Origin of the sequence: Bradyrhizobium sp. SZCCT0231, from assembly GCF_018130245.1 — a bacterium.
In the GTDB taxonomy this organism is placed as follows: domain Bacteria; phylum Pseudomonadota; class Alphaproteobacteria; order Rhizobiales; family Xanthobacteraceae; genus Bradyrhizobium; species Bradyrhizobium japonicum_F.
The window spans coordinates 1,246,719-1,271,702 of the sequence record NZ_JAFCKP010000001.1 but is presented as its reverse complement, the minus strand read 5'-3'; the positions used below and the strand labels follow the sequence as shown (position 1 = coordinate 1,271,702).

The following is a 24,984-nucleotide window of genomic DNA, read 5'->3' as shown; positions in this document are numbered from 1 at the left end:
TGCGACGACAACAAAAAGGCGATGGCATGCCAGAAATTAAGATCGTCACGGAGGTCGCGGGACGCATCTGCGCAACTCCCGTGCAAGTTGGAGGAACCGTCGCAGATGGCGATGACGTTGTGGTGGTCGAAGCGATGAAGATGGAGATCCCGGTGCCCTCGCCGGCGAACGGCACGATCACATCGCTTCTGGTGAAGCTCGACGACGTCGTTGCCGAGGGACAGCCGATCGCGATCGTCACGAGTTGAGCGATTTATCCGACGTTTTCCGCGGCAATCTGTCAGCCGCATTCCGGCATACGCGGTACGGCGTTGCCATCGCTTGATCGCGGTGACATGATCGGTTTCAAACAAAACGTTGTTTCAAACAAAGAATGAAAGTCTTCGCGGCAAAGCGGGGATCATTGGAGGGAAACATGCTTCGTGGGCTGCTCGTGCTCGCGCCTGCCTTGGTGGCGGGCATTTCTTTTGCGTCTACACGCTATTCGTTCGCCGAAGACATCAAGCTTCCGGCGACGTTGACCTTCACCGCCTATGACACCGGCACGGCCGGCTTCAACATCGCGGTCGGCGTCGGCAAGATGATGAAGGACAAGTACGGCACCGACGTGCGCGTGCTCCCCGCAGGCAACGACGTTGCCCGCCTCGCGCCGCTGCGCGCCAAGCGCGCGGCCTCGGCGGCGATGGGATCGGGCACCTACTTCGCGCAGGAAGGCGTGTTCGAGTTCGGCTCGAAGGAATGGGGGCCACAGCCGCTCCAGATCCTGCTCTCGACCGTCGACTGCAATTGCGCCTCGCTTGCGGTGGCCGCCGACACCGGCGTGAAGGAGCTGAAGGACCTCAAGGGCAAGCGCGTTGGCTTCGTGGTCGGCTCGCCTGCGCTGAACCAGAACTCGCTCGCGGTGCTCGCCTTCGCAGGGCTGACGCAGAAGGACGTCAAGGCCGTCGAGTTCGCCAGCTATGGGGCGATGTGGAAAGGGCTGATCAACAATGACGTCGATGCCGCCTTCGGCACCACCATCACCGGTCCCGCCAAGGAGGCCGAGGCTTCGCCGCGCGGGTTGATCTGGCCGCCGCTCCCGGCCAAAGACAAGGAAGGCTGGGCGCGGATGCAGAAGGTCGGCTCGTTCTTCTTCCCGCAAGCTGCGACCTGCGGCGCCGGCATCTCGCCGGAGAAACCGGTCGAGCTCGGCAACTATCCCTATCCGATCTTCGTCGCCTACGCCTCGCAACCGGCCGACCAGGTCTATGCGATCACCAAGGCAATGATCGTGAATTACGACGCCTACAAGGATTCCGCGCCCGGCGCCGGCGGGCTCGCGGCCGATCGCCAGACCAAGAACTGGGTGGTGCCGGTGCATCCCGGCGCCGTGAAGGCGCTGAAGGAAGCCGGCCAATGGAGCGATGCGCAGGAGGCGCACAACACCAAGCTGTTCAAGCGCCAGGAGGTGCTCGGCGCAGCCTGGACCGATTACGGCAAGTCCAATCCGCCTGCGGATGACAAGGCTTTCCTCGACGGCTGGATGAAGGCGCGCGCCGCAGCGCTGGCCAAGGCCGGCATGCCGAATGGGTTCGAGGAATAGTCTTGGTGATGGCGTTGATCGTTGCCACGAGGGAGCTGCGCCCCCTCTCCCGCAAGCGGGAGAGGTTGAGGAGCCCGCGGCCCGATCGTCTCAACCAACGCCCATTCGCCTAGTTCGTCACCAGCCCACGCGCGGGATCAATCATGTCTTCTGCTTCCAACTCCACCGCCCCGCAAGACGAGGCCAAGCGGGTCGTGTTCGACGATCCGCATGGCGCCGCCGGCAACATGCAGGAGGCGGAGGTGACGCGCGTGCGCACACTTCGCGGCGTCTGGCGCTGGGCGCTGGTGGCAGCGACCGCGGCGACCATCCTGCTCTGCATCAATCAGCAATTCTCCCTCCGCTTTTTCATCGGCTACACCCAGCTCAACACCGAGTATTTCTATCTCCTGATCGCGTTGATGCTGCCGTTCACCTTCCTGATCTTTCCGGGCACCGAACGCGCGCCGCTCGACCGGATTCCCTGGTATGACCTCGCCCTCTTCCTCGCGACTTTCGCGGCATCCCTCATGCTGATGTCGAACGTGCGCAAGGCGGCGGAGGCCGGTTGGGAATTCGGCGGCGCACCGACCGGCGTGATCGCCGCGGGCCTCGTGATGTGGGTGATGCTGATGGAGGCGCTGCGCCGCACCGGCGGCTGGAGCCTGCTGCTGAGCGTGCTCCCCTTCACCGTCTATCCGCTGTTTGCCGAGGCCGGCTGGCTCGGGCCGTTCCGCGGCACGCAATCGACGCTCGAGCAGGCGACCGCCTATCATGTGCTCTCGGGCGAGAGCCTGCTCGGCATTCCCATCCAGGCCTTCGCCGATACCGTGATCGGCTTCCTGGTGTTCGGCACCGCGCTGATGATGACCGGGGCCGGAAAATTCTTCATCAACCTCGCCTTCGCGCTGTGCGGCACCTTCCGCGGTGGCGCGGCCAAGGTCTGCATCTTTGCCAGCGGCCTGCTCGGCATGATGTCGGGCTCGATCATCTCCAACGTGCTGACCGCCGGCACCATGACCATCCCTGTCATGAAGAGGAGCGGCTTCCGCGCCTCCTATGCCGCTGCGATCGAGGCCTGCGCCTCGACCGGCGCGGTGCTGGCGCCGCCGGTGATGGGCGCGACCGCCTTCGTGATCGCGCAATTCCTCAACGTCAGTTACGCCGACGTCGCCGTCGCCGCGATCATTCCGGCCGTGCTCTACTATGTCGGCCTGTTCATGCAGGTCGACGCCTATGCCGCCCGCCACAAGCTGAAGGGCATTCCGCGCGCCGAGCTGCCGCGGATCATGGATACGATCAAGGACGGCTGGTACTACGTCTTCGTCATCGCGCTCCTGATCGTGATGCTGCTCTACTTCAAGCGCGAGAGCCACGCGCCGTTCTATGCGACTGCGCTGCTCTTGGTGCTCAACCAGTTCTTCTCCAAGGACACGCGCTGGACGCTGGCGACGATCGGCAGGTTCCTGGAAGTGAACGGGCGCACCTTCGTGGAGCTGGTCGGCATCCTCGCCGGCTGCGGCCTCCTGATCGGGGCCTTCTCCATGACCGGCGTGGTGTCGAGCCTTGCCAACGACCTCCTGCATATTGCCGGCGACAACGCCTTCCTGCTGCTCGGCATGTGCGCCCTCACCAGCCTCATTCTCGGCCTCGGGCTGACGACGACGGCCTGCTACATCTTCCTCGCCATCCTGGTCGCGCCCGCGCTGGAGAAGCTCGGGCTCAACCGCATGGCGGTGCACATGTTCATCTTCTATTGGGGCATGCTGTCGTCGATCACGCCGCCGGTCGCGATCGCCTCGTTCGCGGCCGCAGGCATCGCCGGCTCGCCGGCAATGAAGACCGGCTGGGAATCGATGTGGGTCGGCAGCATCATCTATTTCCTGCCGTTCTTCTTCGTGCTCAATCCGGCGCTGGTGCTGCAGGGACCGAGCCCCTATCTCGCCGGCCTCGGCCTGATGGGCCTCGCCGCCTTCGGCACGCTGTTCATCTGTGGCGGCATCCAGGGCTACCAGCCCTTCGTCGGCGATCTGCGCGGCACAGGCAGCCTGGAATGGCCCATTCGCGTGCTGCTCGTGATCGGCGGCTTCGTGGTGGCGACCCCCGGCGGCGGCATCATGCCGCTGTCGCAGATGCAAGTGACCTTGCTGGGCCTCGCCATCCTGCTGCCGACGATCTTGATCGCGTTTCTCCTGGTCCGACGCCAGCCTGCGATGCCGGACGGGTTGCGCGTGCCTTAATTGCGTTGCACAAGTGCGGCGATGAAGCCGCTACCCGCCGCCTCCGCCTGGACCCGCTCGAAACCGCCCTTGCTGCGGTTTCTGGACAATTGCCTCAGCGAATTCTCCGCCGAGACCTCAGGCCACGTCGCCGACTACATTCCCGAACTCGGCAAGGCCGACCCTGCCTATTTCGGCATCAGCCTGGCGACCCTGGACGGCCATGTCTATGAGGTCGGTGACAGCCGGGTGCCCTTCACCATCCAGTCGATGTCCAAGCCCTTCGTGTTCGCGCTGGCGCTGGACCTGCTCGGCGCCGGCAGGGTCGAGAGTGCGATCGGCGTCGAGCCCTCCGGCGATCCCTTCAACTCGATCCGGCTCAATTCCGAGAACCATCCGTTCAACCCGATGGTCAATGCCGGCGCCATCGCCTGCACCGGGCTGATCTACGACAGCAAGGGCGCGGAGGCCTTCGAGCAGATCCGGCTCGCCCTCAGCCGCTTCGCAGGCCGCGACCTCGCGGTCGACGAGGCCGTCTATGCGTCCGAAAGCCAGACCGGCGACCGCAACCGCGCGATCGCGTACCTCCTGAAGACCAACGCGGTGATCTCGGACAATGTCGCCGGCGTCCTCGACGTCTATTTCCGGCAATGCGCCGTGCTGGTCACCGCGCGCGACATCGCGGTGATGGCGGCGACGCTCGCCAATCGCGGCATCAACCCTGTCACCGGCGAGCAGGTGTTGAGCGCTTACGCGATCTCGCGCACGCTGTCGGTGATGACGTCGTCGGGCATGTACGACTATGCCGGCGAATGGATCTACCGAATCGGCATTCCCGCCAAGAGCGGCGTCGGCGGCGGCATCCTGGCGGCGCTCCCCGCCCGCCTTGGCCTCGGAAGCTATTCGCCGCGCCTCGACAAGCACGGCAACAGCGTGCGCGGCATCAAGGTCTGCGAAGCGCTGTCCTCGCATTACGATCTGCACATGCTCAACCGCAGCGACGACGCCCGCAACGCCGTCATCGCGGACTACGACATCGGCAAGAGCCCGTCGCGCCGCGTGCGCCGCCCGCAGGAGCGCGAGATCCTCGCCGCGCACGAGCAGGAGGTGCGGATCATCGAGCTGGTCGGCACGCTGTCGCTGTCGGCGGTCGACTACGTCTCGCGCCGGCTTGCCGGACGACCGCGGCCGCAATTCGTGATCTTCGATCTCCACCGCGTGACCTCGACCACGCGCGCCGGCGCACGGCTGGTCGCCGAAGCGTTCGAGGAGCTTGCGGCACTGAACGTGACCGTCGTGTTGTCAGGCGTCAGGCGTGCTTCCAAGGAATGGAACACGTTGCGCGAATGGACCGCCGAGCTGAAGAATGTCCGCGACTTCTATTTGCTCGACACGGCGATCGAATGGGCCGAAGACCAGATTGTCTACCGCTATGGCGGCTCGATCGATTTTCACGAGACCACCGAGCTTGCCGAGCAGCCGCTGCTTGCGGGGCTGAGTGAGGAAGAGCTGACCGATCTGGCCTCGCTCTGCACGATCAGAACCTATCAGTCCGGCGCGAAGATTCTCGCAAGCGGCGATCCGGCCGATGCCCTGTATTTCCTGCGCAGCGGCGCGGTGCACGTCACCTTGCCCGACGGCATACGGCTGGCGACGCTCACCGCCGGCATGGCGTTCGGCGAGATGGCGCTGCTGGAGCAAACCCGCTCCGCCGACGTCTTCGCCGACATGGCGGCAGCCGCATTCGTGGTGCCGCTGAAGGATTTCGAGCGCTTCCGCAAGCAGCACCCGCGCGCCAGCGAATGCATCATGCGCAACCTCGCCCAGCTCCTGGCCGACCGCCTGATCGTCGCCAATGCCAAGGTGGATATTCTGACGGCGACATGAGCTCAGCCTACCGGCTCGCCGCTTCGCTGATACGTCGCTTGATCTTGGCGGCACTGGCATCGAGCAGCGCGGATGGCTGCTGGCCGGTGGCGGCGCACAGGCAGGCCCAGTAGTAGACGACATCGCCGAGCTCTTCGACGAGACCCGCCTTGTCGAGCCAATCGTCGCGCAAGAGCTTCTTGATGTGCTCGGCGACTTCGCCCGCCTCACCGGCAAGGCCCAGCCCGAGATAAGAGAGCCGCTCGTTGGACGGATGCTCATCGACTTTCGCAATGCTCGCAGCCCAGACCGCATATTCATCGATCGTCATCGGCATTCCCCGCCGCTTGCGTCGATTCAACCCACCACTTCGGTGACGGGCTGAAGATCGATCTCGAAGGTCTCCAGGAACTTTGACGTCATGATGTAGAAGCCGACCGAGAGCTGCAATTCGACCAATGCGGCCGGCGTCAGCTTCGATGCGATCGCCTCGAAGGTCGCGTCCGTCGGCTTCTTCAGCTTCACGATCTCGTCGGTAAAGGCGAGCGCGGCGCGCTGCACCTCATTGAAGCAAGGCGCGGCCTGCCAGTTCTCGAGCGCCTCGTTCTGCTCGTCGGTGACGCCGACATTCCTGCCGATCCGCTTGTGCGCGACGATCTCGTACGGAGCCTCGCACAGGATTCCGGTGCGGGTGATCGCGAGCTCGCGCACGACGGGATCGAGCTCGCCCTTGTGCCTGATCGCGCCGCCGAGACGGCAGTATTGCTCAAAGTAACTCGGCGAATGCGCCATCATCCGGAAGATGTTGGCATGACGGTTCTTCTCGAGGATTTCGCAGGTGCGGTCGGATGCCTTGGACGGGTCGCTGTACTGAATGCGGGCCATGATTTTCCTGAAGTTTTCCCTGAGCTTTTGATGCTTCTTGTCGCCATCGGCGAAAGTTCCCAAAGACTCTATTCGTGCGTGAACGCAGGAGCAACATCATCGAGTCAAATTGCCGCCGCATTGCTGATCGACCCTGACACAGTCGATATTCGCCGCGTGGGGACAAATCGCGGCGGATACTCGCAAGGGGTGTTCCGAGTAAAAACAATTGGCCGTCGGGTGCGCAGTGCGCGCAACGATGAGTCATGCCCAAGTCTAGGGAGAAAAAGGCATGAAGGAAGCCACCAAGGGGGCGGCCTCGGGAGCGCTCGCGCATATGCTGGCGGTGACGGCGATGCTCGTCATCGCCAGCATCTTGTTCTACGGGCGTTAGTTCGAGTTTTAGCGTTTCCGTCATTCCGGGGTGGCCCTCGCACAGGCCAAGCCCAGAATACCCGTTCCAGGCTCGGTCCCTTGGACCGCCCCCGAATGACGGATCCCACTATTTCTCTTTGGCGAAGTACGGCACCAGCTTGCCGGCGAACGGCTTGAAGCTCGCGACAACCGAATCGCCGATGGCGAGTCCGTTGTCACCATGCGCCATCATGCGAAATCCCTCGGCGCAATCGATCAGCAGGATGTTGTAGGGCACGTGCGCGCGCGTCTCGGGAGTTGCCGCGCGGCAGACCAACGAGGTCGCATACACCCTGCCCTTGCCGCCGGCGCGCTGCTCGCGCGGGCCAGATGCACCGCAGGCCGCGCAGAAGGCGCGGTGAAAATACTGCACATGGCCGCATGCGGCACAGGTCTGGTAGGTGATGGCCTCTTCACCCTTGGTCCAGTCCGCCAGTCGCTCGCTCATCTGACCCGCTCCAGGAACATGCTCACGTGAGACGACAGCACGCCGCCGTCGCCGTGCAGCAGTGCAATCGAGGCATCGCGCACCTGGCGGCTCGCCGCCCGCCCCGTCATCTGCAAATGCGCCTCGACCAGATGCGCCATGGCGCCGCCGACGCCGCAATGGCCGTAGCTGAGCAGGCCGCCATGGGTGTTGAGCGGCATCGCGCCGTCACGGCCGAAATGGCCGGCGCGGACGCGGGCGGCCGCCTCGCCGCGGCCAGCGAGCCCGAGGTCCTCCAGCAGCATCGCGAGCGTAATCGTAAAGCTGTCGTAGATCGCGGCATAACGCACGTCTGATATCGCAAGGCCCGTGGCTTCCCTGGCGCGCGCGATCGAGATTTCGGCGCCGAGTTCTCTGAGGGCAGGCGCAGCGGTGACATGCTGATGGGTGTGCGCCTGCGCGCAGCCGCGGATGCGCACCCCCGCTTCCCCGGTCCGCTCGCGGCTGATGACGAACGCCGCGCCACCGTCGGAAACCGGGCAGCAGTCGAGCAGCTTGAGCGGCATCGCCACCGGCTTGGAGGCCATGACGTCGGCGACCGTGATGGGATCGTGGAATTGCGCGCCCGGATGGGTGCAGGCGTGGCTGCGCATCAGCACCGCGAACTCGGCGAGGTCCTCTTCGGTCACGCCATATTCGTGCATGTATCTGTTAGCGACGAGGCCGTAATAGGCGGGGATGGTCGGACCTAGCGGCACCTCGTAGTCGGGGTGGCCGACCTGCGCCAGCGCCTGGATCGAGGCATCGCGGCTCTGCCCGGTGAGCCGGTTCTCGCCGGCAACGACGAGCACGTTGCGCACGACGCCTGATACGACGAGATGATGCGCGAGCATCGTCATCGCAAGGCCAGTGGCGCCGCCGACCTGCACGGCGTGGGCATAAGACGGGCGAATGCCAAAGTGCTCGGCGAAGACGGTGGCGAGCATGATGTGCGAGGAGACGGTGGAGTAGCCGCAGAGGATGCCGTCGATTTCGGTGCGCGCCAGCCCGGCATCGTCGAGCGCGGCTTGCGCGGCCTTGCTCATCAGGTCGAGCGAGGACGAGCCGTCGTGCCTGCCGAAAGGCGTGAGGCCGACGCCGGTGATGAAGCTCATGGTGCTCTCTTGTCATTCCGGGGCGGCCCGAAGGGCCGAGCCCGGAATCCATCGAGCGGCATGTGTGGAGGATGAATGGATTCCGGGCTCGCGCCCAAATGGGCGCGCCCCGGAATGACGGATGAGAGAGTTGTGGTCATCATTGCTCTCCCTACTCCGGCGCCGACCGCGTGACGCCGTCGCGCACCATGGCTGAGATCTCGTCGGCGGAATATCCGATCTCGCGCAAAATCTCGGCGCCGTGCTCATTGAGCCGCGGCGCCAGCCGCACCGGCTCGGCCTCGGTCTCGGACCAGGTCGCCGTCACCTTCATGCTGCGGATCGGACCCTCGGTCGGATGGGTGACGACCGGGAAGAAGCCGGTCGCCTCCAGATGCTCGTCGTGCAGGATCGAGGCGAGATCGTGCATCGGCATGACAGGCACGTCGGCCTTGGTGAGTAGCTCGATCCATTCGGCCGTGGTACGCGTCTCGAAGATGCGCGCGAGCTCGGCGTAGACCACGTCGATATTGGCGGCGCGTCCGGCGAAGGTCGCGAATTTGGGGTCGGCGCGCAGGTCGTCGCGCCCTGTGGCCTTGAAGAAGTTCTCCCACTGCTTGTCGTTGTAGACGATGACGCTGAGATAGCCGTCCGAGGTCTTGTACGGCCTGCGGTCGCGCGAGAGGTGGCGGGCATAGCCGCCCTTGTCGAGCGGCGGCTCGAAGGTGAGCCCGCCCATGTGATCCCCCATCACGAAGCCGGCCATGGTCTCGAACATCGGAATGTCGACGCGCTGGCCGCGGCCGGTGCGGTTACGGTGCACGAGGCTGGCACAGATCGCCCCGACGGCGGTGAGGCCGACGATGCGATCGACCAGCGCGTTCGGCACGTAGCGCGGCACGCCGTCGCCGGTCTGCGCCATCAGCGCCGGCAACGCGGTGGCGCCCTGGATCAGATCGTCGTAAGCGGGTTTTGCAGCATAGGGACCATCCTGGCCGAAGCCGAATACGCCGGCATAGACCAGGCGCGGGTTGATGGCGGAGACGACGTCATAGCCGAGCTGCAGCCGCGCCATTGCCTGCGGCCGGACGTTGTAGACCAGGACGTCGGCGTCCTTCAAAAGCCGCAGCACGGCTTCGCGCCCCGCAGGCTTCTTCAGATCGAGGCAGATCGAGCGCTTGCTGCGGTTGGTGTTGAGGAACACCGGACCCATGCCGGCGTGTCGCATCGGGCCGATCAGGCGGGTGACGTCGCCATCCAGCGACTCCACCTTGATGACGTCAGCACCGTAATCGCCGAGCATCTGGGTCGCATAAGGCCCCATCAGCACGGTCGTCATGTCGATGACCTTGATGCCCTCCAGCGGCCCCATCGTTCGCTCCCGATTGCGCGGGGCTCAAGGCATGGCCCGCGATTTCGGTCCAGCTAACGGCAGTGCCGCCGCTCGCGCAAGGGCGGGCGGCGTATGGCGGCATGCGCCGCGCGGCGATATCGTCTGCTATTTCTTCTGACGGGATTCCCGGATCTTCAGGAGCCGGTCGAGCTCTTCGTTCTGCTGGCTGATCCGGTCGGCGATGCGCGACTCGTTCTGCTCGCCCGAGGCGGCAGCGGCCTGCTCGATGAGCTGGCGAATATTGTCCTCGAGGATCGCGATGCGATCGTTCAGCGCGTCCATCGAGAGTGAATCTTCGTAGTTAGTGCTCATGATGCATTTCCCGCAAAATCAATCAGAGCATTAAGGGGGCCACGCGGGCCCACCATGATCTAACGCAAAGAACTTAATGCGTAGGTGGGTTAGCCGAAGGCGTAACCCACCACTGTCTGCCTCCGCAGAGACAAAAGAGGTGGGTTACGCCGCGGACTGCGCTTCGCGCAGCCGCCAGCTAACCCACCCTACGCAAACCTACTTCAACGGCTCCAGGATGGAGACGTAATTGGCGACGGCAGCACCGCCCATGTTGAAGATGCCGCCGAGCTTGGCATTCTCGAGCTGCATGCCTTCGGGCGCCTGCCCTGCGAGCTGCATCGCGGTCATCACATGCATGGAGACGCCGGTGGCGCCGATCGGATGACCCTTGGCCTTGAGGCCGCCGGACGGATTGACCGGCAGCTTGCCGTCCTTGAGCGTCCAGCCTTCCTTGATGGCGCGGGCACCCTGCCCCTTCGGCGTCAGGCCCATCGCTTCGTACTCGATCAGCTCGGCGACGGTGAAGCAATCATGGGTCTCGACGAAGGAGAGATCGGACAGGGTGACACCGGCTTTCTCCAGCGCCCGCTGCCAGGCGACCGTGCAGCCCTCGAACTGGAGGATGTCGCGCTTGCTCATCGGCAGGAAGTCCTGGGCATGCGCGGTGGCGCGGAAGCCGATCGACTTGGTCATGCCCTTGGCGGTCTCGGCATCGGCCAGCACCAGCGCCGCGGCACCGTCGGAGACCAGCGAGCAGTCGGTGCGCTTCAAGGGACCGGCAACGTAAGGATTTTTCTCGCTCTCGGCACGGCAGAAGTCGAAGCCAAAGTCCTTGCGCATCTGGGCGAAGGGATTGGCGACGCCGTTCTTGTGGTTCTTGGCCGCGATCAGCGCCAGCGCATCGGACTGGTCGCCGTATTTCTGGAAATAGGAGCTGGCGATCTTGCCGAACACGCCGGCGAAGCCGCCGACGGTGTCCCCGTCCTCGGGCAGGTAGGACGCCTTGAGCAGGTTCTTGCCGACCTCGGCGCTCGGGGTGCGCGTCATCTGCTCGACGCCCACGACCAGCACGATCTTGGCGGCGCCTGCGGCAATCGCGCGCAGGCCCTGGTGCACCGCGGCAGAGCCGGTGGCGCAGGCGTTCTCGACGCGGGTGGCCGGCTTGAAGCGCAGCCTGGGGTCGGCCTGGAGCACCAGCGAGGCGGTGAAGTCCTGGGGCGAGAAGCCGGCATTGAAATGGCCGAGCACGATCTCGTCGACGTCGCCAGCCGAAATGCCGGCATCGGCCATCGCCTCATTGGCGACGCGGGTGACGAGGCTTTCGACGGTTTCGGTGTCGAACTTGCCGAACGGCGTATGCGCCCATCCGACGATGCTGGCGGTCATGGTCTCTTCTCCCTGGAGGTCTCTCACCTGAGTTAAGTCTTAGCGCAGGGACGGCAAGACTTCACGCGGCTTTCAAGGCCTTGAGGGTGCGCTCGCAGATGGCAGTTATGCCGGCCCAGTTCCCGGCCCGGATCTCCGCTGTCGGGCACAGCCATGACCCGCCGACCGCAACCACGTTGGGTTCGGCCAGCCAGGTCGCCGCATTGGCCTCCCCGACCCCGCCGGTCGGGCAGAACCGCACGTTCGGGAACGGGCCGCCGAGCGCCCGCAGGCCCTTGATGCCGCCGGCCTGCTCGGCCGGGAAGAACTTTGCGACGTCGAAGCCGTAGGACAGCGCCATCATCAGCTCGGAGGCCGTGGCAATGCCCGGCGCGAATGGCAAAGAGCTGTCAGTGGCGGCCTTGAGGAGATCGGGGGTCAGGCCCGGGCTGATGCCGAACGCAACGCCGAGCTTCTCGACACGGGTGAAGTCGGCCGGATTGAGAATCGTGCCGATGCCGACGACTGCCTCGGGGACCTCGGCCATCACCGCCCTCGCCGCCTCGATCGCAACGGGGGTGCGCAGGGTCACCTCCAGCGTGCGGACGCCGCCGGCGACCAGCGCACGCGCCAGCGGCACGGCATCCTGGATGCGCTCGATGGTGAGGACGGGAATGACGGTCGCTGCCTTGAACAGCGCGACGAGGTGATTCTGTTGGGCAGTGGTGGTCATGGGGCTCGATTTCACTTGGTCGCTTTTTACTTGGTGGCCTGGCGAGAGGCCGCCGGCCGGTGCCGCTTCTTCGGCGGCATGGCATAGCCCGGAATGATGGCGCCGGGATAGCAGATCACGATGCTGGCGAGGCGATGCCCGGCCTGGGCGGCCTCGACCGGCTCGGCGCCGGCGAGGCGGGCGGCGATATAGGCGGCGGCGAAGCTGTCGCCGGCGGCGGTGGTGTCGACCACCGGCTTGGTCATGGGCTCGGCGCGGACCTCGTGGGTCCCCCCCGGAAAGCGCAAGTGGCTCACCGGCTCGGCGAGGCGGAACACCAGCTCCGGGGTCGGGATGCGCGCCATCAGCTGCTCGTGGCTCTCGCCGGGATAGAGCGCGAGCAGATCCTCGGTCGAGGTCAGCACGATGTCGGCGGCTGCGAAGGCCACAGCAAACACCTCACGCGCGACGTCGCGATCCGGCCATCCCCGCGCGCGGAAATTGGTGTCGAACACGAAGCGGGTGCCGAGCAGGCGCGCGCGCCTGATCGCCGCGAACAGGCGATCGCGTCCGGGGGCGTCGTAGATCGAGAGCGTGATGGCGGAGAAATAGACGATGTCATAGCTCATCAGCGAGTTGAGCAGCTCGTCCGTCTCCGGCAGGCTCATCAGCTGGCGCGCCGCCGCGCTGTCGCGCCAGTGGAAGAACTGGCGCTCGCCCTTGGCATCCAGCTGGATCATGTAGAGGCCGGGCAGCTTGCCGGCCAGCCGCACGACACGTCGCGTGCCGACCCCCTCCGCATGCCAGGCCGCGATCATCTCATCGCTCAGGGCGTCATCGCCGAGCGCGGTGAGATAGTCGACCTTGACCTCGAGCCGCGCCAGGTAGACGGCGGTGTTGAGGGTATCGCCGCCGAAGCCGCGTGAGTAAAGCCCGCCCCCCTGCCCGGCAGACGCGCCTCCTTGCGCCTGCCGGAGCTCGACCATGCATTCGCCGATGCAAGCAACGCTCGCCATCACTCGGGCCCGCTCAGTCAGAGGTCAGGCGACGAAATTGCCGCCGAGCTCGTCTTCGATGTGAATGCGGATGATATCGTCGAACGTCTTCTCGGCGGTGGTGAAGCCGAGCTCGCGCGACCGCTTGGCATCGAAATTGCGCGGCCAGCCGCCGACGATGCCGACGATGAAGGGATCCGGCTCCCGCTTGATGCGGGCGGCGACCTTTTCACCTGCAACCCGCTTCAAGGCGGCAATCTGCTCGCCGACCGTGGCCGACAGGCCCGGCATGGTCAGATTGCGGCGCGGGCCGACGGTCGCGAGATCCATGGTCCCTGCGTGCAGCAGGAAGCCGACCGCGGAGCGCGGCGTGGCGTGCCAGTGGCGGACATCCTCGGACACGGGGAGGATCGCTTCCTTGCCCGCGAGCGGCTCGCGCAGGATGTTGGAGAAGAAGCCCGATGCCGCCTTGTTGGGCAGGCCGGGCCGGATGCAGATGGTGGGCAGGCGGATGCCGATGCCGTCGAGGAAGCCGCGGCGCGAATAGTCGGCGAGCAATAGTTCGCCGATCGCCTTCTGGGCGCCGTAGCTGAGCAGCGGCGTGTGGAAGAACTCGTCGCCGATCGCATCCGGGAACGGCGCGCCGAACACCGCGATCGAGGACGTGAACACGACGCGCGGCTTGTAGCCGCCGCCAACAAGCCTGATCGCATCGAGCAGCATCCGCGTGCCGTCGAGATTGATGCGATAGCCCTTGTCGAAATCGAGCTCGGCCTCGCCGGAGACGATCGCGGCGAGATGGAAGATCACGTCGGGGCGGCCGGCGATCAGCTTCTCGGCCGCGCCCGGCACGGCGAAATCGCCCGACACGGTCTCGACCGGAAAACCGGCCTTCTCCGGCTTCTTCGGCTCGACCACGTCGTGCATGGTCAGTTTGGTGATGTCGCTCTTGCCGAGCCGGCCGTCGCGCAGCAGCCGTTCACAGAGTTTGCGGCCGACCATGCCGGCGGCGCCGAGAACCAGAATGTGCAAGAGCTCAACTCCTTCTTATTGGCCGGAGCGCGCCGCTCCTGACGCGCCCTCGGCAAGCCCCGCGATCATTCCTTCACGGCGCCGGTCATCGCCGACACATAATGCTCGACGAAGAAGGCGTAAAGGATCACGAGCGGCAGCGAGCCGGCCAGAGCACCCGCCATCAGCGAGCCCCAACGGTAGATGTCACCGTCCACGAACTCGTTGACGATCGCCACCGGCACCGTCTTGTTGCTGGTCGACTGCAGGAACGTCAGGGCGTAGATGAACTCGTTCCAGCACAGCGTGAAGCAGAAGATGAAGGCCGAGATCAGGCCGGGAATGGCGAGCGGCACCACGATCTTGATCAGGATCTGCCAGCGGCTCGCCCCGTCGATCAGCGCGCATTCCTCGAGCTCGAACGGGATGGTCTTGAAATAGCCCATCAACAGCCAGGTCGAGAACGGGATCAGGATCGTCGGATAGGTCAGGATCAACGCCAGCGGAGAGTCGAACAGACCGTACTGATACACGACGGTGGCGAGCGGAATGAACAGGATCGAAGGCGGCACCAGATAGGCGAGGAAGATCAGGCCCCCGACGAGATTGGCGCCCTTGTATCGCAGCCGCACGATGGCATAGGCCGCGAACACCGATGCGACGATCGAGAGCACCGTGGCGCAGATCGCCACGTACATCGTGTTCCAGAGCCAGTGCGGATAATAGCTCTCGAACAGCAGCTTGTAGAAGTGCTTGAAGGTCGGGTTCCAGGTCCAGAACGGATTGTACCTGTCGAGGTCGAGCAGCTGCTCGTCCGGCTTCACCGAGGTCAGCGCCATCCAGTAGAACGGAAACAGCAGGACCACGACGATGATCGTGAGCGGCAGGTACAGCGTCACGATCCTGCGCGGCACCGACTGCAGATAGCTCATGCCCTCGCTGTGATCGGCCGTAGGCGCCGAGCCCGACAGCACATTCTTGAGATCGATGGATCTGGTGGGCAGGTCAGTCATTGCTCTCTCCCTGCTGCCACTTGCGGCGCTGCAATCCGAACCAGGACACCATGATCGCAGCGAGCAGGAATGGAATCATGGCGCTGGAGATCGCGGCGCCTTCGCCCAGCTGTCCGGCAATGATCGCGCGCTGGTAGGACAGGGTCGCCATCAGGTGGGTGGCATTGACCGGGCCACCGCGCGTCATCGCCCAGATCAGCTGGAAGTCGGTGAAGGTGAACAGCACCGAGAAGGTCATCACGACGGCGATGATCGGCGTCAGCAGCGGATAGGTGATGTAGCGGAAATTCTGCCAGCGCGTGGCGCCGTCGAGCGTTGCGGCTTCATAGAGCGACGGCGACACCGTCTGCAGGCCCGCCAGCAGCGTGATCGCCACGAACGGCACGCCACGCCAGATATTGGCGAAGATCACGCAAATGCGTGCCCAGGTCGTGTCGCCGAGGAAGTTGATGTTCTGGTTGATCAGGCCGAGGTGCTTCAACGACCAGGAGATGATGGAGAATTGCGAGTCGAAGATCCACCAGAACGCCAGCGCCGAGAGCACCGTCGGCACGATGAAGGGGATCAGCACCATCGCGCGCAGCATCGCCTTGAACGGCATGTTCTCGTTCAAGAGCAGCGCGAGATAGAGCCCGATCGCGAATTTGAGGGCGCTGGCGACGAAGGTGTAGAGCAGCGTGTTGAACACCGACAGCCAGAAGATGGAATCGTCCCACAGCCACTCATAGTTCTCGGTGCCGACGAAGTGGCCGACCCTGCCGATGCGGGTGTCGGTGAAGGACAGCCAGATGCCGAGCCCCAGCGGATAGGCCAGGAAGAAGATCAGGAAGGCCATGGCCGGCACCATGAACCAGAAGCCGAGCCAGTTGCGATTGTGTTTGAGCTGGATCCAGGCGCTGTCCTCGCTCATCTGAGGCTTGGCCCGGGGAATTGCGACATCAGCCATGCCCGATATCCCTGATCGAAATGTTGACGAGCGGGCGGCCGGATGGCCGCCCGCCCCGTGATTGTCAGCGATAGATGCGCTTCAGCTGGCGCTCGGCTTCCGCGATGGCGCCCTTGGCGTCCTTGGCACCGGTGCAGTAATTGGCGAACATGTCGACCACGATGAAGTCGGCGATCGCGGTCGCCGCCTTCTCACCGACGGTGCCGATGCCGGACGCCGGCAGCGTGCGCTTGGAGGCCTGCGAGAACACGGCGTTCTTGGGATCGGCCGTCCAGACCGACGCCGATTCATAGGCGTTCAAGGTCTGCTGCAGATAGCCTTGCGCGCCATCCAGCCACTTCTCGTAGTTCTCCTTCTCCAGCATGAAGGCGACGAAGGCCTTCGCCGCGTTCGGATATTTGGTGAAGTTGAAGGCGAGGATCGGCAGCGTAAGCTGCAGCTCGGTCGGCTTGCCGACCGGTCCGACCGGGTGCAGCGCATGATAGGTATCTTCCGCCAATTCCTTCTTGGTAGGATCGGTCTTGGCGGCAACATAGATCGAAATGCCGTTGAGGGTGCAATAGAGTTCACCGGCCAGGTACGCCTTATTATTGGATGAGTCGTTCCAAGAGGCAACGCCGGGGATGAAGGTGTCCGACAAGGCCTTGGTGTATTCCAGCGCCTTCAGCGTTTCAGGCGAATTGATGATGACCTTATCGTCCTTGTCGACGGTCCAGGCGTTGTGGCCCCAGAGGATCCAGTGCAGCCAGGCGTTGGCGTCGCCAGAGGCGTGTCCGAGCGGGAAGCCGGCCGGCGTGTTGTTCGCCTTCAGCGCCTTGCACATCTCGAGGAAGCCGGGAAAATCCTTCGGGAATTCCTTGAAGCCCGCTTTGTCCGTCGCCGACTTCCGGTAGGTCATATAGCCGCCGTTGGTCGCGACAGGGATGCCCAGCCAGTCTTCGCCAAGCTTGCAGGTCTTTGCTGCAGCGTCCGTCCAGCCGCCATATTTCTTGCCGAGATAGTCGGCGACGTCATTCATTTTCAGGACTTTGGTCGGGAACAGCTGCGGCAACGTGTGCAGGCCCCACGCGACGTCGAGGCCGGAGCCCGTGTTGGCTGCAACGGATGCCTTCGGCTGCACGTCCTCGAAGGACTCGCTGAATACGTTCATCTCGGTGCCGGTGGCGGACTTGAAAGCTGCGACCATGGCATTGAACGCATCGTCTTCCGCCGGCACGAAGCGCTTCCACCGCATCACGGTCAGCTTGGCGCCGGGCTCGGCCTTCCAGGGCGCGCTCTGCGCCCAGGCCTTGGCGAAGTCGAACAGTGCCGGCCCGGTCAGCATGCCGGTCGCGGCCAGTGCCGTTCCGCCTTGAAGCAGAGACCGGCGGGTAAAGTCTTGCATGTCGTCCTCCCTGTGATGCTTTTTGTTGTCTTATGCTTTGTCGTCTTATGCTTTGTCGTCTGGTGCGCTAGGCGTTCATGCGCTTGCCCGTCGCATCGTCGAACAGATGAACCAGCGACGGTTCGGGCTTCAGCCGGACCTTGTCGCCCGGATTGAACTGGTGACGCTCGCGGAAGACCGCGACGACCTGCTCGCCGCCAAGCTTGGCGAACACCTGCGTCTCCGAGCCGGTCGGCTCGACCACGATGATCTCGGCCTCGGCACCGTCGTCGGCAATGGTGAAATGCTCCGGACGCACGCCATAGACGGCGGGACGGCCGTCGGAGGCCACCGGCGCGGTCTTCAGCGGCAGCTTGACGCCGTTCGGCCCCTCGAAGGTGGCAACGCCGTTGACCCGCACATGGCCCTTAAGGAAGTTCATGGCGGGCGAGCCGATGAAGCCGGCGACGAACTGGTTGTCGGGCTTGTCGTAGAGCTCGAGCGGGGTGCCCATCTGCTCGACGATGCCGTCATGCATGACGACGATCTTGTCGGCCATGGTCATGGCCTCGATCTGGTCGTGGGTGACGTAGACGGTCGTCGTCTTCAGCCGCTGGTGCAGCTCCTTGATCTCGGTGCGCATGGCGACGCGCAGCTTGGCGTCCAGGTTCGACAGGGGCTCGTCGAACAGGAAGACCTGCGGATCGCGCACGATGGCGCGGCCCATGGCGACGCGCTGGCGCTGGCCGCCGGAGAGCTGGCGCGGATAGCGGTCGAGCAGCGGCGACAGCGCAAGGATCTCGGCGGCGCGCTTGACGCGCTTGTTGATCTCGTCGGAGCCGGCATTCCGCAACTTCAGCGAGAAGCCCATGTTGTCGGCCACCGTCATGTGCGGATAGAGTGCGTAGTTCTGGAATACCATCGCAATGTCCCGCTCCTTGGGCTGGACATTGTTGACGACGCGGTCGCCGATCGAGATCGTGCCGGAGGTGATGTTCTCGAGGCCTGCGAGCATGCGCAGCAGCGTCGACTTGCCGCAGCCGGAGGGGCCAACCAAGACGACGAACTGGCCGTCCTCGATCGGAATCGTCACGCCGTGCAGGACTTCAAAATTGCCGAACGATTTCCGCACGTCGCGGATTTGCACAGACGACATCTAGCTCCCTCCTCGAAAGTCCACGACGCCCCTAGCGCCGCGACCGTCTTGTTTTTCAGACTTCACCGAACGAAGCCCGATCTTAGCGGGCGACATTGTCGGTAGTTTGTGCGGTTTTGGCAATTTGTCTTTGGTTAGTCGTTGCTGGTAGCGCTGTCAACGTTCCTTTGTTTGCGGGACCGACTATGTTAAGAGCAGCAAATGGGTCGAAAACGCACCAAGTCAGGCAAAATCCGGCTGGCCGAAGTGGCCGAGCTCGCCGGCGTCAGCCCGATTACCGCGTCCCGCTTCTTCCGCAACCCGGAGGCCCTGTCGGTCGCCAAGCGGACGCGGGTCGAGAGCGCCGCCAAGGAGCTCGGCTATGTGCCCAACCTTGCCGCACGCGCCCTCGCCTCGCAACGCACCGAAGTCATCGGCGTATTGATCCCCTCTCTCACCAATAATGTGTTCTCGGACGTGCTGCGCGGCATCTATGACGCGTCCGAAGGCAGCCGTTACTCGATCCAGTTGTCCAACACGCGCTACAGCATTCTCCAGGAAGAGAAGCTGCTGCGCCTGTTTCTGGCGCAGAAGCCGGCCGGGCTGATCGTCACCGGCATCGACCAGACCGCGGAGTCCCGCGCGATGCTCGAAGCCGCGGAATGCCCGATCGTGCAGATCATGGAGACCGGCCCCGATCCGGTCGACATGATGATCGGCTTTTCGCACTATGATGCGGCCCGCGCAGCGGTTGCGCACCTGTTCGAACAAGGCCACCGTAGAATCGGCTTCGTCGGCGCACGCATGGATCCCAGGGTGCAGCGGCGGCTGGACGGATATGTCTCGGCCATGAAGGACGCCGCATTGTTCGATCAGCGCCTCGTCGTCACGACGGCCACACCGACCTCGGTGACGCTTGGCGGCGCGCTGTTCACCGATCTCCTGGCGCGGGAGCCCGAGATCGATGCGGTGTTCTGCGCCAATGACGACCTCGCGCTCGGCGTGCTGTTCGAATGCCGGCGCCGGGAGATCGCAGTGCCCGGGCAGATCGCGATCGTCGGCTTCAACGACCTCGAGTTCATGGCCTCCGCCGTCCCCACCCTCACCAGCGTCCGCACCAACCGCTACGAGATGGGCAAGACGGCGGCCGCCATGCTGATCGAGGCGATCGAGGGCCGGCGCCCGGAGCAGCCCGTGCTCGATCTCGGCTTCAAGGTGATCGAGCGGCAAAGCTCGTCGGCGCGACGTTCGGACAGCAGGCCAGGCGTTTCCGGCGCGGCGGCCGCGAACAAAATGATAGCGTTACCAAGTAGCCGCGACTAGTATCGGACTCGTGAGGAAACGACCCGCCAGCGGGAAGGCAGATCATCGCGCGCGCCGTTGGGGCATCGCACATGCCGACACCATGAGACGGACGCCAGTGCGTTTGCATTGCAGGAGAAACCAATGACAAAGAAACCAACCAATGGGCATGCCGCCGGCAGCAACGGTACTCGCCGCCACCTTCGCTCGCAGGAATGGTTCAACAATCCGCACAATCCGGGCATGACCGCGCTCTATATGGAGCGCTATTTGAACTACGGCCTCACCCGCGCCGAGCTTCAATCCGGCAAGCCGATCATCGGCATCGCCCAGACCGGCAACGACCTCTCCCCCTGCAACCGCCACCATATCGAGCTCGCCCACCGCGTCCGCGAAGGCATCCGCGAGGCCGGTGGCATTGCGATGGAATTCCCCACCCACCCGATTCAGGAGACCGGCAAGCGCCCGACCGCCGCGCTCGACCGCAACCTCGCCTATCTCGGCCTGGTCGAGATCCTCTACGGCTATCCGCTCGACGGCGTGGTGCTGACCACCGGCTGCGACAAGACCACGCCGGCCTGTATGATGGCGGCGGCCACCGTGAACCTGCCCGCGATCGTGCTGTCGGGCGGCCCGATGCTGAATGGCTGGCACGCCGGCGAGCGCACCGGCTCCGGCACCATCGTCTGGAAGTCGCGCGAGCGGCTCGCCGCAGGCGAGATCGACTATGAGGAGTTCATGGAGATCGTGGCCTCCTCGGCGCCCTCGGTCGGCCATTGCAACACCATGGGCACGGCCTCGACCATGAACGGGCTTGCCGAAGCGCTCGGCTTCTCGCTGCCGGGCTGTGCGGCGATTCCCGCCCCCTATCGCGAGCGCGGCCAGATCGCCTACGAGACCGGCAAGCGCGCCGTCGAGATGGTCTGGGAGGACCTCAAGCCGTCGGACATCCTGACCCGCAAGGCGTTCGAGAACTGCATCGTGATCAATTCGGCGATCGGCGGCTCGACCAACGCGCCGATCCACATCAACGCCCTCGCCCGCCACATCGGCGTCGAGCTGTCGATCGAAGACTGGCAGAAATTCGGCCACGACGTGCCGCTCTTGGTCAACATGCAGCCGGCCGGCTTCTATCTCGGCGAGGAATTCCACCGCGCCGGCGGCGTGCCCGCCGTGGTGCGCGAGCTGATGAAGCACAAGCGCATCCATGAGGATGCCGTCACGGTCAACGGCCGCGGCATCGGCGAGAACTGCAAGGATGCGCCGGAGCCCGACAACGACGTGATCTGGGCCTACGACAAGCCGCTGGTGAAGGATGCCGGCTTCCTGGTGCTGAAGGGCAACCTGTTCGATTCGGCGATCATGAAGACCTCAGTGATCTCCAAGGAATTCCGCGACCGCTATCTCAGCAACCCCAAGGATCCGAACGCCTTCGAGGGGCGCGCCATCGTGTTCGAGGGCCCGGAGGATTATCACGGACGGATCGACGATCCCGCGCTCGACATCGACGAGCGCTGCGTGCTGTTCATCCGCGGCACCGGCCCGATCGGCTATCCCGGAGGCGCCGAGGTCGTGAACATGCAGCCGCCGGCAGCCTTGATCAAGCGCGGCATCCTGTCCCTGCCCTGCATCGGCGACGGCCGTCAGTCCGGCACCTCGGGCTCGCCCTCGATCCTCAACGCCTCGCCGGAAGCCGCCGCCAATGGCGGTCTTGCTATCCTGAAGACCGGCGACAAGGTGCGCATCGACCTCAACAAGGGCAGCGCCAATATCCTGATCTCGGACGAGGAGCTGAAGAAGCGCCACGCCGAGCTCAAGGCCAATGGCGGCTTCAAGCATCCGCCGAACCAGACGCCGTGGCAGGAGATCTACCGCAACACCGTCGGCCAGCAATCGACCGGCGCCTGCATGGAGCTCGCCACGCGCTACCAGAACGTCGCCGGCACCTTTGGCGTGGCGCGGGACAATCACTGACAACTGTCATTCCGGGGCGCGACGAAGTCGCGAGCCCGGAATCCATTGATCCGCCGACGCTGTGGCCCGATGGATTCCGGGTTCGCGCCAAGAGGCGCGCCCCGGAATGACGACAGAAGATTCAGAGGAGAAAACAAAATGGCAGACCGCCTCAAGGGAAAGCGCGCCGTCGTCACGGCTGCGGCAGCAGGCATCGGGCGCGCTTGCGCGATCGCATTCGCGCGTGAAGGCGCAACCGTCATCGCCACCGACATCAACGAGGCCGGCATCGCTGGCTTGACCAAGGAAGGAATCGCCGAGGTCGCAAAGCTCGACGTCCGCAACACCGCCGACGTCAACGCCTTTGCCAAGAGGATCGGCAAGATCGACATCCTGCTCAATGCGGCCGGCTTCGTGCATCACGGCACCATCTTGGAGTGCTCGGAAGAGGATTTCGACTTCTCGTTCGACCTCAACGTCAAGTCGATGCACCGGACCATCAAGGCCTTCCTGCCCGACATGATTGCGGGCGGCGGCGGCAGCATCGTCAACATCTCGTCCTGCGCCGCCTTGAGGCCGCCGGCGAACCGCTATGTCTACAGCTCGTCGAAGGCGGCGGTGTCGCTGCTGTCACGCGCGGTCGCGCTCGACTTCATCACCAAGGGCATCCGCTGCAACTCGATCTGCCCCGGCACCGTCGAGACTCCTTCGATGCTCGACCGCGCCGCCGCGCAGGGACCGCAAGGCAAGGAGATGTTCATCTCCCGTCAGAAGATGGGCCGGCTCGGCACCGCCGAGGAGATCGCATCCATGGCGGTCTATCTCGGCAGCGACGAGAGCGCCTTCACCACCGGCGTCGACCTCGTCGTCGACGGCGGCTACATGCTCTGACGCCAGGGGCACCCGGCATGAACAAGATCGACCTCAACGGCCGTGTCGCCATCGTCACCGGCGGTGCGCAGGGCTTTGGCCGCGCTATCGCCGAGCGCTTCGTCGCCTCCGGCGCCAGGGTCGCGATCTGGGATTTCGACGCCGCGCTTGCCGAGAAGACCGCAAAGGAGATCGGCGGCGAAACGAAAGTCTTCAAGGTCGACGTCACCGATACCGCAGCCGTCGAGCAGGCCCGCGATGCGACGCTCAAAGCATTCGGCAAGATCGACATCCTCGTCAACAATGCCGGCATTGCCGGCGTCAACAAGCCGGTCTGGGAGACCGACCTCGAGGAATGGCGCAAGGTTCTGCGCATCAACCTCGACGGCCCCTTCATCGTGAGCAAGGCGATCGTGCCCGCGATGCTCAAGCAGAAATACGGGCGCATCGTGAACATCGCCTCGATCGCCGGCAAGGAAGGCAATCCGAACGCGGCGCACTACTCGGCCTCCAAGGCCGGCCTGATCGCGCTGACGAAGTCGCTCGGCAAGGAGCTCGCCGCGCATGACATCCTCGTCAACGCGGTGACGCCGGCGGCGGCAAAGACCGCGATCTTCGATCAGATGACGCAGCAGCATATCGACTTCATGCTGTCGAAGATCCCGAAGGGCCGCTTCGTCCTGGTGGAAGAGCTCGCCGCGATGGTGGCCTGGCTCGCATCCGAAGATTGTGCGTTCTCCACCGGCGCGGTGTTCGACATTTCTGGCGGCCGCGCGACCTATTGAGGACAACATGATCCGGGAAGGCGGATGCCTGTGCGGCGCGGTGCGGTTCAAGGCGGAGGGCGAGCCGCTCAACGTCCGCATCTGCCATTGCCGCATCTGCCAGAAGGCGATGGGATCACCCTACTTCGCCCGCGCGCAGTTCGACCAGCGCGCGCTGACAGTCGAGGGCGAGACCGCCCGCTACGCGTCGTCCGCAAACATCGACCGTGTGTTCTGCAAGCAGTGCGGCACACGCCTGTTCGCCTGGCGTCGCAACGGCACGCTGGCGGGCGTGGCGCTGGCCACTTTCGACGACCGCAACGCCTTCGCGCCGACCGAGCACATCTGGGTCTCGGAAAAGCTGGCGTGGGTGAAACTCGACGATGGCCTGACGCAATATCAGACGACTATCCCGACGTGAGGTCGCGATCAGCCTGAGGCGCTGGCGGCTTCAACACGCCGTCCCGTCGTCGTCGCGATCCAGATCCCGGCAAACACCGCAATGATGCCAGCGGCCAGATTCCAGCGCAGCGGCTCGTTCAGCAGCCAGGCGCCAACCAGCGATGCCGTGATCGGGTTGACCGTCACCGAGATCGCGACGCGCGTCGGCGTTGTCCGCTCCAGCGCGAAGGCCCAGAGATAGAAGGTCAGCGCCGCGCCGAAGGCACCCAGATAGAGGGCTCCCAGCCACTGCGGCATGCCGAAGCCGGCGACGGGCGCAAAGCTGCCGCGGACATACGAGAGCAGGATGAGGCAGACCGCACCCGCCGCCATGCTCATGGTCGTAAAGGCAATCGGACTGGAGCGCCGGATCAGCGGCTTCGACCAGATGCCGTAGAGCGCCATGCACAGCGCAGCCGCCATCATGAGGAGATCGCCGCGCCAGGCGCCTGACGGCGCCGTGGCGAGATCGGAGAGCAGCGCGACCGCAACGCCAAACGTCGCAGTCATGACGCCGATGGACTTGCGCCAGGTCAGGGCTTCGGCGCCGAGAGCGGCCCCGATCACGAGCGACAACAGCGGCAGCGTCGACAACGCGAGCGCACCGCGCGCAGCGGTCGTGAAGATCAGCGACGCGTTGAACAGGATCGGGAACAGCGCGAAGAACAGAATGCCGAGTCCGACGGCAGCGGCCCAGTCCCCCCGCTCCGGCCAGCGATCGCCGCGCAGCAGCGTCAGGGGCAGCAGCAGGAGAAAGCCGATGCCGAACCGGAATGAGCCGATCGCGAGCGGATCGATGCTCCCCACGAGATAGCGCGTGGCACCGATCGAGGTCCCGCCCAGCGCGCTCGACAACACGGCGGCAAAAACACCAAGGATCTCGCCCACGAATCCTCCCAACGACTTTGCGGGCAGCATAGGAGGCACGCCGAAACGGGGAATG

General features: G+C 64.6%; 24 protein-coding genes. 9 read left to right on the top strand and 15 right to left on the bottom strand.

The window, feature by feature from the left end; all coding sequences use genetic code 11:
• Window positions 1-26 precede the first annotated feature (26 nt).
• From JQ566_RS05760 to glsA, 4 genes are all read left to right on the top strand, one after another.
• Entirely contained in the window at window positions 27-248 is a 222-nt protein-coding gene (locus JQ566_RS05760; RefSeq protein ID WP_212370876.1) for an acyl-CoA carboxylase biotin carboxyl carrier protein subunit, read from the top strand.
• 167 nt (window positions 249-415) lie between these two features.
• A complete protein-coding gene (locus JQ566_RS05755; protein ID WP_212370874.1) occupies window positions 416-1,582 on the top strand; it encodes a TAXI family TRAP transporter solute-binding subunit in 1,167 nt (388 codons plus the stop codon).
• A 143-nt stretch (window positions 1,583-1,725) separates the two neighbouring features.
• Entirely contained in the window at window positions 1,726-3,801 is a 2,076-nt protein-coding gene (locus JQ566_RS05750) for a TRAP transporter permease (protein WP_212370872.1), read from the top strand.
• A gap of 21 nt (window positions 3,802-3,822) precedes the next feature.
• Complete coding sequence (gene glsA / locus JQ566_RS05745) at window positions 3,823-5,667, top strand: glutaminase A (RefSeq protein WP_212370870.1); 1,845 nt, start codon at window positions 3,823-3,825, stop codon at window positions 5,665-5,667.
• A gap of 7 nt (window positions 5,668-5,674) precedes the next feature.
• On the opposite strand, the gene JQ566_RS05740 is transcribed toward glsA, so the two are convergent.
• The 14 genes from JQ566_RS05740 to JQ566_RS05675 all read right to left on the bottom strand — a co-directional run bounded on the left by JQ566_RS05740 (window position 5,675) and on the right by JQ566_RS05675 (window position 18,732).
• Window positions 5,675-5,977 (bottom strand): nucleoside triphosphate pyrophosphohydrolase family protein, encoded by a 303-nt coding sequence (locus tag JQ566_RS05740; protein ID WP_212370868.1) that lies wholly within the window; start codon window positions 5,975-5,977, stop codon window positions 5,675-5,677.
• 26 nt (window positions 5,978-6,003) lie between these two features.
• Complete coding sequence (locus tag JQ566_RS05735; RefSeq protein WP_212370866.1) at window positions 6,004-6,531, bottom strand: carboxymuconolactone decarboxylase family protein; 528 nt, start codon at window positions 6,529-6,531, stop codon at window positions 6,004-6,006.
• Window positions 6,532-7,012: 481 nt separating this feature from the next.
• Window positions 7,013-7,372: a Zn-ribbon domain-containing OB-fold protein gene (locus JQ566_RS05730; protein WP_212370864.1), complete on the bottom strand. Its 360-nt coding sequence runs from the start codon at window positions 7,370-7,372 to the stop codon at window positions 7,013-7,015.
• Window positions 7,369-8,505: a thiolase family protein gene (locus JQ566_RS05725; RefSeq protein WP_212370862.1), complete on the bottom strand. Its 1,137-nt coding sequence runs from the start codon at window positions 8,503-8,505 to the stop codon at window positions 7,369-7,371. The genes JQ566_RS05730 and JQ566_RS05725 overlap by 4 nt, the downstream gene beginning before the upstream one ends.
• Before the next feature lie 151 nt (window positions 8,506-8,656).
• Window positions 8,657-9,856: a CaiB/BaiF CoA transferase family protein gene (locus JQ566_RS05720; RefSeq protein ID WP_212370860.1), complete on the bottom strand. Its 1,200-nt coding sequence runs from the start codon at window positions 9,854-9,856 to the stop codon at window positions 8,657-8,659.
• A gap of 126 nt (window positions 9,857-9,982) precedes the next feature.
• Complete coding sequence (locus JQ566_RS05715) at window positions 9,983-10,189, bottom strand: hypothetical protein (RefSeq protein ID WP_212370859.1); 207 nt, start codon at window positions 10,187-10,189, stop codon at window positions 9,983-9,985.
• A 198-nt stretch (window positions 10,190-10,387) separates the two neighbouring features.
• Complete coding sequence (locus tag JQ566_RS05710; protein WP_212370858.1) at window positions 10,388-11,557, bottom strand: acetyl-CoA acetyltransferase; 1,170 nt, start codon at window positions 11,555-11,557, stop codon at window positions 10,388-10,390.
• Window positions 11,558-11,618: 61 nt separating this feature from the next.
• Window positions 11,619-12,269 carry a bifunctional 4-hydroxy-2-oxoglutarate aldolase/2-dehydro-3-deoxy-phosphogluconate aldolase gene (eda, locus tag JQ566_RS05705; RefSeq protein WP_212370857.1) on the bottom strand — a complete coding sequence of 217 codons (651 nt, stop codon included), beginning with the start codon at window positions 12,267-12,269 and terminating at the stop codon, window positions 11,619-11,621.
• 26 nt (window positions 12,270-12,295) lie between these two features.
• Window positions 12,296-13,264: a sugar kinase gene (locus JQ566_RS05700; RefSeq protein WP_212370856.1), complete on the bottom strand. Its 969-nt coding sequence runs from the start codon at window positions 13,262-13,264 to the stop codon at window positions 12,296-12,298.
• Window positions 13,265-13,288: 24 nt separating this feature from the next.
• Window positions 13,289-14,275 (bottom strand): D-erythronate dehydrogenase, encoded by a 987-nt coding sequence (gene denD / locus JQ566_RS05695; protein ID WP_212370855.1) that lies wholly within the window; start codon window positions 14,273-14,275, stop codon window positions 13,289-13,291.
• A gap of 65 nt (window positions 14,276-14,340) precedes the next feature.
• Window positions 14,341-15,267, bottom strand: coding sequence for a carbohydrate ABC transporter permease (locus JQ566_RS05690; protein WP_212370854.1), 927 nt, complete (start codon window positions 15,265-15,267; stop codon window positions 14,341-14,343).
• Window positions 15,260-16,177 (bottom strand): carbohydrate ABC transporter permease, encoded by a 918-nt coding sequence (locus JQ566_RS05685; protein WP_212371507.1) that lies wholly within the window; start codon window positions 16,175-16,177, stop codon window positions 15,260-15,262. The genes JQ566_RS05690 and JQ566_RS05685 overlap by 8 nt, the downstream gene beginning before the upstream one ends.
• A 100-nt stretch (window positions 16,178-16,277) precedes the next feature.
• Complete coding sequence (locus tag JQ566_RS05680; protein ID WP_212370852.1) at window positions 16,278-17,597, bottom strand: ABC transporter substrate-binding protein; 1,320 nt, start codon at window positions 17,595-17,597, stop codon at window positions 16,278-16,280.
• A 67-nt stretch (window positions 17,598-17,664) separates the two neighbouring features.
• Window positions 17,665-18,732, bottom strand: a complete 1,068-nt coding sequence (locus JQ566_RS05675) for an ABC transporter ATP-binding protein (protein ID WP_212370850.1) — start codon at window positions 18,730-18,732, stop codon at window positions 17,665-17,667.
• Between the two features lie 201 nt (window positions 18,733-18,933).
• Between JQ566_RS05675 and gntR the strand changes: the two genes are divergently transcribed.
• The 5 genes from gntR (at window position 18,934) to JQ566_RS05650 (ending at window position 24,021) form a co-directional block, all read left to right on the top strand.
• Complete coding sequence (gene gntR, locus JQ566_RS05670) at window positions 18,934-20,034, top strand: HTH-type transcriptional regulator GntR (RefSeq protein ID WP_212370848.1); 1,101 nt, start codon at window positions 18,934-18,936, stop codon at window positions 20,032-20,034.
• A gap of 123 nt (window positions 20,035-20,157) precedes the next feature.
• Entirely contained in the window at window positions 20,158-21,987 is a 1,830-nt protein-coding gene (locus JQ566_RS05665) for an IlvD/Edd family dehydratase (RefSeq protein ID WP_212370846.1), read from the top strand.
• A 138-nt stretch (window positions 21,988-22,125) separates the two neighbouring features.
• The gene (locus JQ566_RS05660; RefSeq protein ID WP_027557394.1) at window positions 22,126-22,857 is read left to right on the top strand and encodes an SDR family oxidoreductase; all 732 of its coding nucleotides are present in this window, start codon (window positions 22,126-22,128) and stop codon (window positions 22,855-22,857) included.
• Between the two features lie 17 nt (window positions 22,858-22,874).
• Window positions 22,875-23,621: an SDR family NAD(P)-dependent oxidoreductase gene (locus tag JQ566_RS05655; protein ID WP_212370844.1), complete on the top strand. Its 747-nt coding sequence runs from the start codon at window positions 22,875-22,877 to the stop codon at window positions 23,619-23,621.
• A gap of 7 nt (window positions 23,622-23,628) precedes the next feature.
• Window positions 23,629-24,021, top strand: coding sequence for a GFA family protein (locus JQ566_RS05650; protein WP_212370843.1), 393 nt, complete (start codon window positions 23,629-23,631; stop codon window positions 24,019-24,021).
• Window positions 24,022-24,029: 8 nt separating this feature from the next.
• Here the strand turns inward: JQ566_RS05650 and JQ566_RS05645 are convergent, their stop codons facing one another.
• Window positions 24,030-24,929, bottom strand: coding sequence for a DMT family transporter (locus tag JQ566_RS05645; RefSeq protein WP_212370842.1), 900 nt, complete (start codon window positions 24,927-24,929; stop codon window positions 24,030-24,032).
• Between the last annotated feature and the right edge of the window lie 55 nt (window positions 24,930-24,984).